This is a genomic window from Micromonospora sp. WMMD735 (genome assembly GCF_049178995.1).
In the GTDB taxonomy this organism is placed as follows: Bacteria; Actinomycetota; Actinomycetes; order Mycobacteriales; family Micromonosporaceae; genus Micromonospora; species Micromonospora wenchangensis.
The window spans coordinates 1999099-2011394 of record NZ_JBMHMJ010000002.1; the positions used below are offsets into that span (position 1 = coordinate 1999099).

A 12296-nucleotide genomic window follows, 5' to 3' on the forward strand; every position below is an offset into this window, starting at 1 on the left:
CCCATCCGTCGGAGGAACCGATGAACAACGGCGCCGCTGCGCCCGGCCAGATCGCGATCGTGGGGATGGCCGCCCTGATGCCCTCCGCCGGTGACCTGGAGAGCTACTGGCGCAACCTGATCGGTGGGGTCGACGCGATCACCGACGTCCCCACCCACCGCTGGGACGAGGAGTTCTACGACCCGGAGCAGTCCCACCGGGCCGACCGGATGTACTGCCGGCGCGGCGGGTTCGTCGACGAGTTCGCCACCTTCGAGCCGCTGCGGTTCGGGGTGATGCCCGCCTCGGTGGGTGACATCGAGCCGGACCAGCTGATCACGCTGGAGGTGGCCGCCGCGGCGATCGACGACGCGGGCGGCGGCGACCGGCTCCCGGCCCGCGACCGGATCGGCGTCATCCTCGGCCGGGGCGGCATCCTCAGCCCCGCCCAGGCCCGCTACGCCCAGCGGGTGCGGATGTCCAGCCAGGTGGTCAGCATCCTGCGGGAGCTGATCCCCGACGTCGACCCGGCCCGGTTGGAGCTGCTGCGCAAGAAGTTCGACGAGCGGCTCGGGCCGTACCAGCCGGAGGGGACGATCGGCCTGGTGCCCAACCTGGCCGCCTCCCGGGTGGCCAACCGGCTCGACCTGCGCGGCCCGGCGTACACCATCGACGCCGCCTGCGCCTCCTCGCTGATCGCGGTGGACCAGGGCATCACCGAACTGCTCAACGGCCGGTTGGACGCGGTGCTCGCCGGTGGCGTGCACCACGTGCACGACATCAGCTTCTGGTCGGTGTTCAACCAGCTGCGGGCGTTGTCGCGGCGGGGCGAGATCCGACCGTTCGACGCCGCCGCCGACGGGCTGCTGATCGGCGAGGGCACCGGCGTGGTGGTGCTCAAGCGGTACGCCGACGCGGTGCGCGACGGCGACCGGGTCTACGCGGTGATCCGCGGCAGCGGAGTGTCCAGCGACGGCAAGTCGGCGAGCATGTTCAACCCGGCGGTCTCCGGTCAGGTGCTGGCGATCCGCCGGGCCTGGGAGTCCGCCGGGCTCGACCCGACCGCCCCGGACGCGCTGGGGCTGCTGGAGGCGCACGGCACCGGCACCCCGACCGGGGACGCCGCCGAGCTGACCACGGTGGCGGAGGTGTTCGGCCCGTACACCGGTGGGCCGCGCCCGGTGATCGGCTCGGTGAAGTCGATGATCGGGCACACCATGCCGGCCGCCGGCGTGGCCGGCCTGATCAAGGCCGCGCTCGCGGTGCACCGGGGGGTGCTGCCGCCCACCCTGCACTGCGAGACGCCGCGCAAGGAGATGGCGGCGACCCGGTTCGCCCCGATCGACACCGCCCGGCCGTGGGAGAGCGACGGCCCGCGCCGGGCCGGCGTCAACGCGTTCGGGTTCGGCGGGATCAACGCCCACCTGATCATCGAGCAGGCCCCGGTGTCGGTGGGTGAGCCGGTGGTGGGGCTGACCGCCCCGGCCGCCGGCCGGGCCGTCGTCGACGAGCCGGACCAGGTGCTCTGGCTGGCCGCGTCGGATCCAGCCGGGCTCGCCGAGCTGCTGGACCGCGACGACCAGGAGGTACGCCGCATCGGCGTCGAGCTGGCCGCCCGCTCCGGCGGGGAGGCTCCGCCGCAGACCCGGCTGGGCATCGTCAACCCGACGGACAAGCTGCTCGCGGTGGCCCGCAAGACGGTGGCCCGGGGGCAGGCGTGGCGGGGTGGGCGGGACATCTGGTTCAGCCCGCAGCCGCTGCTCGGCCCGGGGGCCGGCAAGCTCGCCTTCGTCTTCCCCGGCCTGGAGGCGGAGTTCGCCCCCCGGACCGCCGACCTGGCCGCCCACTTCGGCCTGCCGGACCGCGAGTGGTCCGCTGCCGACCTGGGCCGGCACGGCGCCGGCCTGATCGAGGTGGGCAAGCTGCTCGACACGGCGCTGGCCCGGATGAACGTACGACCCGACGCGGTCGCCGGGCACAGCATCGGCGAGTGGACCGCCGCCGCGGTCAGCGGCCAGATCAGCACCGCCGCGATGGACGAGTTCCTCGACCTGTTCAACGCCGACTCGGTGGAGGTCTCCGGGTACGTCTTCGCGGCCGTCGGGGCCGGCGCGGACCGGGTCGCCCCGCTGCTCGGCGACTACCCGGGGGTGGTGCTGTCGCACGACAACGCCCCGGCCCAGTCGGTGGTCAACGGCCCTGAGCCGCAGGTCGACCGCCTCGTCGAGGCGCTGCGTACCCGCAACATCCTGTGTCAGAAGCTGCCGTTCCGGTCGGCGTTCCACACCCCCGCCTTCGCCGACGGGCTCACCTCGATCGGTGCCGCCCTGGGCCGCTGGGAGGTGCACCCGACCCGGATGCCGGTGTGGTCGGCGACCCTGCACGCGCCGTTCCCCGCCGACGAGGAGGAGGTCAACCGGATCTTCGTCCGGCACATGATGGAGCCGGTCTGGTTCCGGCAGACCGTCGAAGCCATGTACGCCGCCGGGTTCCGGGTGTTCCTCCAGGTCGGCGCAGGGCAGCTCGCCTCGCTGGTCGGGGACAACCTGCGCGGGCGCGAGCACCTGGCGATGCCGGTGAACACCGCGCACCGCAGCGGGCTGAACCAGTTGCGCCGGGTCGCCACCGCCCTGTGGGTGGAGGGGGCGTCGCCGGACCTGGGCGCGCTGTCCCCGCAGGGCACCGCCGCACCGGCGGCCACGTCCGGCCGTACCCCGGCCGGTGCGGACGGCCCGGCGAAGCCCGCGCGACGCGGGCCCCGGGTGAAGCTCGACCTCGGTGGGCCGCTGGTCCGCCTCGGCGCGGACGCCGCCGGCCTGCTCGGGGTCACCGTCGCCGACGGCTCGGCGGCCACGCCGGGCGTCGGCGACGGTGTCGCCCGTCCGGTCGGCGCCGGCACCGGCCGGGCCGGATCGACCCCGGCCGCGGCAGCACCGCCGGTGGCCCGGCCGGCGGTCGCACCGACGCCCGCCGCACCGGCCCCCGGGCCGACAGTCACCGGCGCACCGGCCGCTGGGCCGAGGGCGACCGCTGCGCCGGCCGCGACGCCGGTGCCCGCCGCGCGGGTGGCCGGGCAGCCCGGGGTGGCGAAGCCCGCCGCCGCGCCGTCCGGTGACCCGGCGGCCGCGCTGGACGCACTGCACCGGCTCGCCGGCGGTTCCAGCGCGGCGGCCGAACTCGCCGCCCTGCTCAAGGAGAACACCCGGGGTGCGGCCACCGCCGGCACCACGACCCCGGCGCGGCCTGTCACGCCGACCGCCCCCGCCAGGACGGCAGCTCCCGCCACCCCGGCCGCCGCGCCGCTGGCGAAGCCGACAGTCACCCCGGCGACGCCGCCCGCGGCGGTCCGCCCGACCGGCGCGGCCGGTACGGAGGTCGGCCGGATCACCAGGCGGATCTCCCTGGACACCATGCCCTACCTGCTGGACCACTGCTTCTTCGTGCAGCCCGACGACTGGCCGGACCCGGAGGACCGGTGGCCGGTGGTGCCGGCGACCGCCCTGGTCGCGCACATGATGGAAGCGGTGGAGCAGCTCGTGCCCGGCGTCCCGGTGGTGGCGGTGCACGACGCGAAGTTCAACAGGTGGCTGATCGCCGAACCGGCCACCGACGTGGAGATCGTGGTCCGCACCGCCGGGGAGAACCGGTACTCGGTCGCCTTCGCCGGGTACGCCCGGGCGACGATCGAGGTCGGCGCGGCGTACCCGCCGCCGCCGCCGGTCTGGACCCACGACCCGGCCACCGAACGCCCGCCGACCCTCGGCGCCGCCGAGATGTACGCGGAGCGGCTGATGTTCCACGGGCCGCAGTTCCAGGGCGTGACCGAGGTGCACGCGCTCGGCGACATGCACGTACGCGGCATCGTCACCGCGCCGGTGCCACCGGGGGCGCTACTGGACAACGCCCTGCAGCTCATCGGCAACTGGCTGATCACCACCCAGCCGTTCCGCACGGTGGCGCTGCCGGTGGGGCTCGGTCAGGTGCGGTTCTACGGGCCGCCGCCGCCGGCCGGCCGGGCGTTCGAGTGCGTCGCCCGGGTCCGCTCCATCGACGACGGGAAACTCGTCGCCGACACCCAGCTCAGCTACCAGGGGCGGGTGTGGTCGGAGATCGAGGGCGCGACGGACCGCCGGTTCGACAGCCACCCGCAGGCCCGGGTCGCGGAGCGGTTCCCCGAGCGGCACCCGATGTCGCTGTTGCAGCCCGAGGGCTGGACGATGGCGTTCGACTGCTGGACCGACCTGGTCACCCGGGGCATGGCCGCCCGGGGCATCCTCGGCGGGGCCGCCTACGCCGACTACGAGCGGCAGCCGGCCAAGACCCGCAAGCAGTGGATGCTGGGTCGGATCGCCGCCAAGGACGCGGTCCGGGCCCGGCTGTGGGAGGACGGCCACACCGACATCTACCCGATCGAGCTGACCGTCGGCAACGACCCGGACGGCCGGCCCTGGGTACGCGGACGGCCCGGTCGGGGGCTCGGCGACTGCGACGTCTCCCTGGCGCACTGTGCGGAGATCGGGGTGGCGATCGCCCGCCGCCGGGCACCCGACGCGGTGCCCGGGGGACCCGGAGTCGGCATCGACGTCGCGGAGGTCACCGACCACCCGGAGAGCACCCTCACCTTCGCCCTCACCCCGGCCGAGTTGACCCTGCTGGCCTCGCTGGCCGGCGGGAACGTCGAGGCCCGCCGGCTGTGGTTCACCCGGTTCTGGGCGGCCAAGGAAGCGGTCGCCAAGGCCGAGGGCACCGGGCTGGACGGCTCGCCGCGCCGGTTCCGGGTCTACTCGGCCACCGACTCGGGGCTGACCGTCGAGATCGGCGGTCGGGCGTACCGGGTCGGCCACCGTGACGTCGCCAACCCCGAGGACCTGCCGCCGCGCCGGTACGTCGTCGCCTGGACCTGGGGGCCGGAGCCGGCCCCCGCCACCCCGCCCGGGGTGTCCCGGCCGTGAGCCGGCACCCGGCACGCAGCACCGCCCAACCCATCCGATCAGCAGAAGGAGCAACGCCCATGCCCTCGGCCCAGGACACCATCCTCGCCGACCTCACCGAGATGATCGACGCCGTGCTGGGCGACTTCGCGGACGACCAGGTGGTCACCATGGACACCACGTTCTCCGAGGACCTGGGCATGGAGAGCATCGACGTGGTCGCGCTCGCCGGCCGGCTCCAGTCCCGCTACGGCGACACGGTGAACTTCGCCCACTTCGTCGCCAAGCTCGACCTGGAGACCGTCCGGGAGTTGAAGGTCGGGCAGCTCGTGACGCACATCGCCGAGTCGTTGGGGCAGGCCGACGAGGTCGGGGCGGGCAGCCGGTGACCATGGTCCGGGCGAACGGGATCACGCTGCACACGCAGCGGCTCGATCCCCCCGGTCCGGCCGCCGACGGCCGGACCGGGCCGACGCCGACCGCCGTGCTGATCCACGGGATGGCGTCGGACACCATGGCGAGCTGGTACTTCACCCTGGCCGAGCCGTTGTCCCGGGCCGGTTTCCCGACCGTCCTGTACGACCTGCGCGGCCACGGGCGCAGCGACCGTCCCGCCACCGGGTACGCCCTGGACGACTTCGTCGACGACCTGGCGGGGCTGCTGGCCGCCCAGGACGTCACCGGTCCGCTGCTGTTGCTGGGCAACTCGTTCGGCGGCACCATCGCGTTCGGGTACGCCGCCCGGCACCCGGAGCGGGTCGCCGGCATCGTGACGATCGAGTCGGCGCCGCCGACCCCGGAGTGGATGCGGCGGGTCCGGGAGCGGCTCGCCCGGGTCGCCGCGAGGCTGCCCCGCGACGGGGCGGTCACCGAGATCGGGGTGCGGCGGGGCCGGGTCGCCGCGCAGCGGGCCGCCGAGACGCAGCGGATGCTCTCCGACACCACGCTGGCGCAGGAGCTGCCGGCGAGCCCGCTGCCGCCCGCCGGGGCGTTGGCCGCGATCGGCTGCCCGGTGCTCTGCCTGTACGGCGGGGACTCGGCGGTGGTGGAGCTGGCCCCGGCGGTCCGCGAACTGCTGCCGCAGACCCGGGTCGAGGTGCTGCCCGACCAGCGGCACACGGTGCTGATCGACCGGCCGGAGGAGGTCCGCCGGCTGGTCTTCGCCTGGCTCGCCGAGGACTGCTCGCTCGACGTGACCCAATCCACCACCGCATGACGACGCGACACCCAGGAGGTCTTCCGATGGACACCCCGATCACCGGCCGGTCGATCATCATCAGCAACGGTCGGTGCGGATCCACGCTGTTGTCCGACCTGATCCACGAGGAGCCGGACACCCTGTCGGCCCAGGAGTTCTTCATGTCGGTCGCGCCGTGGGCCCGCAGCGCCGAGGTGCTCACCGGTGACGAGTACTGGGCGGTGCTGGCCAGCCCCAAGGCGGAGCTGTCCACCCTGTTCCGGATCGGGCTGCCGCCGAAGGAGGTCCGCTACCCGGCCACGGGCCGGTGGGCCGACCGGCTGACCGAGCTGCCGCGCATCCTGGCGATCACCCTGTCGAAGCTGACCGCCGACCCGGACGCGTTGTTCGACCAGCTCGCCGAGCGGGTGCCGCAGTTCCGCACCCAGACGGTGGCCCAGCACCACCACGACTTCCTCGACCTGCTCGCCGTGCTGACCGGCAAGACCCGGTGGGTGGAACGCTCCGGCGGCTCCAGCCACGTGGCGCCGTACCTGCTGCGGGGCTTCCCGGACTGCAAGGTCGTCTACCTGACCCGCAACTGGGAGGACACCGCCCGGTCGATGAGCCGGCACTCGTCGTTCCAGCTCATCCAGTTGCGGGTGGAGTTCCTCGGCCGGTGCGGGCTGGACCCGTTCCGGGTGGGCGCGGACCAGACCGTGCCGGAGGACCTCCAGCCGTACCTGCCGGACCGGCTGACCGCCGACGCGCTGCGCGAGCGGGGTCAGGACCTGCGCCGCTACCTCGGGTTGTGCGCGTTCATGAGCAGCCAGGCCGACCAGGCGCTGCGGGACGTGCCCCCGGAGCACCTGCTGCGGATGTCCTACGAGGACCTGGTCGCCGACCCGGTGGCCGAGCTGACCGGGCTCGGCCGGTTCCTGGACTTCCCCGACCCGTCCGGGTGGGCCGAGCGGATGGCGTCGCGGGTCGTCGCCCCGGCTCCCCGGAAGTTGCCGGCCGCCGTCTGAGCGGTCCCTGTGTGTCCCTGCCCGTCCCGGGTCCGGTTTGCCGGGCCCGGGAACGGGTGTCCGCCTTTCTGCGAAAGAGAGATTGTTGGTGAATCCACTCCGGTTCTCCGCACGGCGGTTGTCGACCGCCGTCGCCGTACTCGGGCTCGGGTCGGTGTTGGCGGTTCCCTCGGCGGCGCTCGGTGCGCCACTCGACGCCGCCGACCCCGGCAGCGCGGCCAGCGCGGCCGGCGCGCAGCAGAGCAGCCCGCAACTGCTCGCCAAGGCCCAGCCGGACGAGTGCTTCGCCGGGATCGGGCTGCCGTACCCGGCCGGGCCGCCGTGCGCCGACGGCAAGGCCAAGGTCAACCAGGCGTACCTGTGGGGGATGACCCGGGCCGGCAAGATGCTGTGGTTCGGCACCGGAGCGAACGTCAACTGCCTGACCAGCGGCCGGGCCCTGCGTAACACCACGCCGACGGTCAACGACGACTGGGTCTGCGAGTACGGCGAGAGCCAGGTCGCCAAGCGCAACCCGCAGCTACCGCCGATCCTCGGCGACCACCGGCAGCCGCGCCTGTACACCTACGACACCCGCGCCAACAAGCTGGTCGAGAAGACCGAGCTGGTGAAGGCGGCCTCCACCGAGGACGCCAACCGGTTGCAGACCACCGCGGGCATCCGGGCGGCCGGCAACTTCAACGGGGTGGCCCTGCTGGGCGGCCCGGCGCTGGGCACCAGCGTCAACCTGTTCGCGTTCGACACCGACACCGGAGCGTTCCTCGGCTCCCGCAACTTCCCGATGTACGGCAACATCCGGCACTTCACGGTGGCCGGTGACGCCCTGTACGCCGGTGTGGGTGTCGGCGCGAACGGTGGCGAGCGCGGCAACGTGCTGCGCTGGACGGGCAGCAAGTCCGACCCGTTCGCGTTCACGGTGGTGGCGAACCTGCCGGCGCAGGCCGCCGACCTCACCGTCCACCAGGGGCGGCTGTTCGTGACCACCTGGCCGGGTTCGGACGCCGAGCTGGCCGGCCCGACCGCCGGTTCGGCCGCCCCGCCGCCGAGCATCGCGGCGGTCTGGATGAGCCCGCCGCTCGCGTCGGGTGCCCCGGGGTTGAACCCGGAGGACGCCGACGGCTGGCAGCAGGTGTGGAACGTGTCGGAGTACGAGCCGGACCCGGTGGTGGCCCGCGCGTACGCCCTGGGCGGCCTGGCCTCCTACGGCGGGTTCCTCTACTGGGGCACGATGCACGTGCCGATGAAGGCGACCACGGTGCACATGGCGACCTACCCGCCGGCGGACGAGGCGGCGGCGCAGGCCACCATCCAGAACACCCAGCGGTCGATCAGCATCTACCGGGGTCGCAACTTCGGCTCGCATTTCGAGAAGGTCGACCTGCTGTACGGCGCGACGGAGCTGCCCGCGTACGACCCGGCGGCCAACAACGGGGCCGGGGCGTGGGCGTTGCAGTCGACGCACCAGACGCCGAAGTTCGGCCCGCCCGGTTTCGGCAACCCGTACAACAACTACACCTGGAAGATGGTGGTGGCCGGCGGGAAGCTGTACGTCGGCACGATGGACTGGAGCTACCTGGCCAAGGAGCTGGGCAAGGAGACCGCCGCCGAGCTGGGCCTGTCACCGGCGCTGGCCGACGACCTGGCCCGTGCGCCGATGGACGCGGCCGGGATGCGCGCGAGCGCCCTGCCGGAGGCGGTCTACGGCGGTGACCTGTACGCCTTCTCGTCACCGACGAAGGCGGCGACGACGGTGGACAACACCGGGTTGGGCAACTACCTGAACTACGGCATCCGCAACATGGTCGCCGACGGCCCGACGCTCTACCTGGGCATGGCGAACCCGATGAACCTGCGGGCCGACCCGACGGACGACGTGCCCGAGGGTGGTTGGGAGCTGCTCCGGCTGCGGGGCTTCTGAGCTGGCGGGACGCCGGCCCGGCGACAGCGTCGTCGCCGGGCCGGTGGCCCCGGCCCGCTCCGGCGCGGCTGGTGCCGCGCGCCCCTTGCCGGATCCTGGCGCGTCCCTGACGTTGCTCGAACATTCCCGGGCGAAAGTATTGATATGATGCCTTTTACCGTTTTTCGCCCTGAAGTCGGGCGGCACCGCACCGGCCGGTCCACGGCCCGGGTCGCGGGAACGCTCGCGCTGCTGCTCGCCCTGACCGCCCCGGCCGGGTGCAGTCCCCGCCGCGACCGGGCCGACTCCCCCACCGGCCCGGCGTCCGGCGCACCGTCCGACGCCACCCGGCCGGCGACGGACACCCCCGTCGGCAGCTCCACGCACACCCTCACCGTGGACGGGCGGGAACGCAGCTACCGGCTCTACCGGCCGGCCTCGGCCGACCTGAGCAAGCCGGTCCCGCTGGTGGTGATGCTGCACGGCGCGGCCGGCACCGGCGAGCAGGCCGAGCAGGCGTACGGCTGGACCGGCCAGGCCGACCGGGACGGGTTCCTGGTGCTCTTCCCGGACGGGCTCAACCGGGCCTGGGCCATCGGCCCACAGTGCTGCGGGGCACCCGCCCGCGACGGCGTCGACGACGTCGCGTTCATCACCGAACTGGTCGCCACGGTCGGCCGGGAACTGCCTGTCGACCCGGCCCGCCGGTACGTCACCGGGATCTCCAACGGCGGACTGCTGGCCTACAAGCTGGTCTGCGACACCACCACCTTCGCCGCGATCGGCGCGGTGGCGAGCACCCTCACCGGGCGGTGCGCCGACCCGAAACCGGTGTCGGTGCTGCACATCCACGGCCAGCAGGACCAGACCATGCCGTACGGCGGCGGGCCCGGCCGGCGGGACAACGGCGGCACCGGACGCAACCCGGTGAAGATCGACGGGCCGCCCACCCCCGAGCTGGCCGCCCGCTGGCGCAGCATCGACTCCTGCGGCGCGCCGAAGGTCACCACCGACGGGCCGGTCACCCGGTCCACCGCGAGCTGCGCCCAGGGCCGCGCCGTCGAGCTGATCACCGTCGCCGACGCCGGACACCAGTGGCCCGGCGGCCGACCCAACCCGCCCCGGGCGGAGAAGCTGCTCAACCTCGATCCCCCCTCCACCGCGCTGAACGCCACCGACACCATCTGGCGGTTCTTCGCCGCGCACCCCCAGCCCTCCGGCGGCTGACGGCACCGCCGCCGGCCCCGTCGGCACCCGCACCCCCCTCAGGACAGGAGTTGAGATGCCCAGCAGAGACGGGCCGGCCGTGGTCGAGGTCGACAACCTCGTCAAGCGCTACCCCCGCACCGACACCAACGCGGTCGACGGGCTGTCGTTCACGGTCACGCCGGGCGAGATCTTCGGGCTGTTCGGGCCGAACGGGGCCGGCAAGTCCACCACCGTCGGCATCCTGACCACCCGGTTGCGGGCCACCGGGGGCCGGGCCGTGGTCTGCGGGGTCGACGTGGGCCGGGACCCGGCCGCCGCCCGTGCCCACCTGGCCGTGGTGCCCCAGCACAACAACCTGGACCGGGCGCTGACCCCCCGGCAGAACCTCGTCTACCACGCCACCTACCACGGGGTACGGCGACGGGAGGCGCACGCCCGCGCGGCGGAGCTGCTGGAGCGGTTCGGCCTCACCGAGCGGGCCGACCGGCGGATCGAGGCGTACTCGGGCGGCATGGCGCAGCGGTTGATGATCGCCCGCGCGCTGACCCACGAGCCGGCGGTGCTCTTCCTCGACGAGCCGACCAACGCCCTCGACCCGCAGACCCGGCTGCTGATCTGGGGGCAACTGCGGCAACTCCGCGAGCGGGGGGTGGCGATCGTGCTGACCACCCACGCGATGAACGAGGCGGCCCGGGTGGTCGACCGGGTCGGCATCGTCGACCACGGCCGGCTGCTCACCCTCGACACCCCGACCGCCCTGGTCCGGGGCCTGGCCGGGGACGCGCTGCTCGACCTCACGGTCACCCCGGCCGGCGGGGACGACCCGGACGCGCTCTGCGCCGCCCTGGGCGAGCTGCCCGGCGTACGCAAGGCGGAACGGGTGGCGACGCCGACCGTGCCGGCCGGTGGGCGGCCGGGCGGCGCCGCGGCCGGGCTGGCCGGGGTCGGGGCCGGCGGGGCCGGGATGCTGGCCGCGCTCGCCGCCGGTGGTGGGCGGCCCGGCGCCGGCCGGCTGGCCGCCCTGGCCGGGGCGGGCCTGCTCGGGCGCGGCGGCGGGGCGGCCGGCAACGGCGGTCGCGGCCGGCTGCGCATCCGCCTGCACCTGGCCGGCGACCCCGCGACGCTGCTCGGCCCGGCGGTGACCGTGCTCACCGCCCGCTCGGCGGCGGTCAACGCCGTCGACGTCGGCGAACCCAGCCTGGAGGACGTCTTCATCGAACTCACCGGAAGGCAACCGAGGTGACCGCTCTCGACACCCCGACCCCGCTGCGCCCGACGGCCACGCCACCCTCCCGGCCCGGGACCGGGCGGGTGTTCGCCGCGGTGCTGCGCCGCGACCTGATGGTCACCGGCCGGGAACTCTGGGTCATCCTGGTCCAGGTCGGACTGACGCCGCTGTTCATGCTGTTCGTCTTCGACACCGTGCTGGGCAGCCAGGGCCTCGTCGGGCGTGGTTTCGCCGACGTGTTCCTGCCCGGCATCATCGCCCTGGCCGCCCTCACCACCGCGTTGCAGAGCGTGGCCCTGCCGCTGGTGAAGGAGTTCGGCTTCACCATGGAGATCGAGGACCGGTTGATGGCGCCCCTGCCGACCGGGTACGTCGCGATCGGCAAGCTGGTGATCGCCACCATCCGGGGGCTGCTCGCGGCCGTGCTGATCTATCCGCTCGGCGCGCTGATGGTCGGTTCCGCGCCGTGGCGGCCGGCGGGGCTGCCGCTGGCGTTCGTGGTGGCGCTGCTCGGGGCGTGGATCGGCGGGGCGATCGGGATGAGCCTGGCCACCACCCTGCCGGTGCAGCGGATCAACGTGACCTTCTCGGTGATCCTCACCCCGATCATCTGGACCGGCTGCATCCACTACCCGTGGCCCCGGCTGTCGTCGGTGCCCTGGTACCAGGTGGTCACCGCGCTCAACCCGATGACGTACGTCTCGGAGGGGGTGCGCGGGGCGCTGCTGCCCGGCGTGCCGCACCTGCCGGCGTGGGTGTGCCTGACCGTGCTGACCGGGGTGGCCGTCGTCCTGACCTGGGTCAGCGTCCGCTGCTTCACCCGGCGGGCGATCCAGTGACCACCCGC

Annotated in this window: 8 protein-coding genes; all 8 read left to right on the forward strand. The window is 74.1% G+C overall.

Annotation, left to right across the window (positions count from 1 at the left end; genetic code table 11):
* The first annotated feature begins 20 nt into the window (after positions 1-20).
* The 8 genes from ACN268_RS08665 to ACN268_RS08700 all read left to right on the forward strand — a co-directional run bounded on the left by ACN268_RS08665 (position 21) and on the right by ACN268_RS08700 (position 12288).
* Positions 21-4931: a beta-ketoacyl synthase N-terminal-like domain-containing protein gene (locus ACN268_RS08665; RefSeq protein WP_421482618.1), complete on the forward strand. Its 4911-nt coding sequence runs from the start codon at positions 21-23 to the stop codon at positions 4929-4931.
* A gap of 59 nt (positions 4932-4990) precedes the next feature.
* Positions 4991-5299 (forward strand): acyl carrier protein, encoded by a 309-nt coding sequence (locus ACN268_RS08670; protein ID WP_204923167.1) that lies wholly within the window; start codon positions 4991-4993, stop codon positions 5297-5299.
* A 2-nt stretch (positions 5300-5301) separates the two neighbouring features.
* Positions 5302-6126, forward strand: coding sequence for an alpha/beta fold hydrolase (locus ACN268_RS08675; RefSeq protein WP_420117642.1), 825 nt, complete (start codon positions 5302-5304; stop codon positions 6124-6126).
* A 26-nt stretch (positions 6127-6152) separates the two neighbouring features.
* Positions 6153-7115, forward strand: a complete 963-nt coding sequence (locus ACN268_RS08680) for a sulfotransferase domain-containing protein (protein ID WP_421482619.1) — start codon at positions 6153-6155, stop codon at positions 7113-7115.
* Positions 7116-7203: 88 nt separating this feature from the next.
* Entirely contained in the window at positions 7204-9033 is a 1830-nt protein-coding gene (locus ACN268_RS08685; RefSeq protein WP_421486847.1) for a hypothetical protein, read from the forward strand.
* Between the two features lie 144 nt (positions 9034-9177).
* Positions 9178-10239, forward strand: coding sequence for an alpha/beta hydrolase family esterase (locus ACN268_RS08690; protein ID WP_421482620.1), 1062 nt, complete (start codon positions 9178-9180; stop codon positions 10237-10239).
* 55 nt (positions 10240-10294) lie between these two features.
* The gene (locus ACN268_RS08695) at positions 10295-11464 is read left to right on the forward strand and encodes an ABC transporter ATP-binding protein (protein WP_421482622.1); all 1170 of its coding nucleotides are present in this window, start codon (positions 10295-10297) and stop codon (positions 11462-11464) included.
* Positions 11461-12288 (forward strand): ABC transporter permease, encoded by an 828-nt coding sequence (locus ACN268_RS08700; protein WP_240762851.1) that lies wholly within the window; start codon positions 11461-11463, stop codon positions 12286-12288. The genes ACN268_RS08695 and ACN268_RS08700 overlap by 4 nt, the downstream gene beginning before the upstream one ends.
* Positions 12289-12296: the final 8 nt, after the last annotated feature.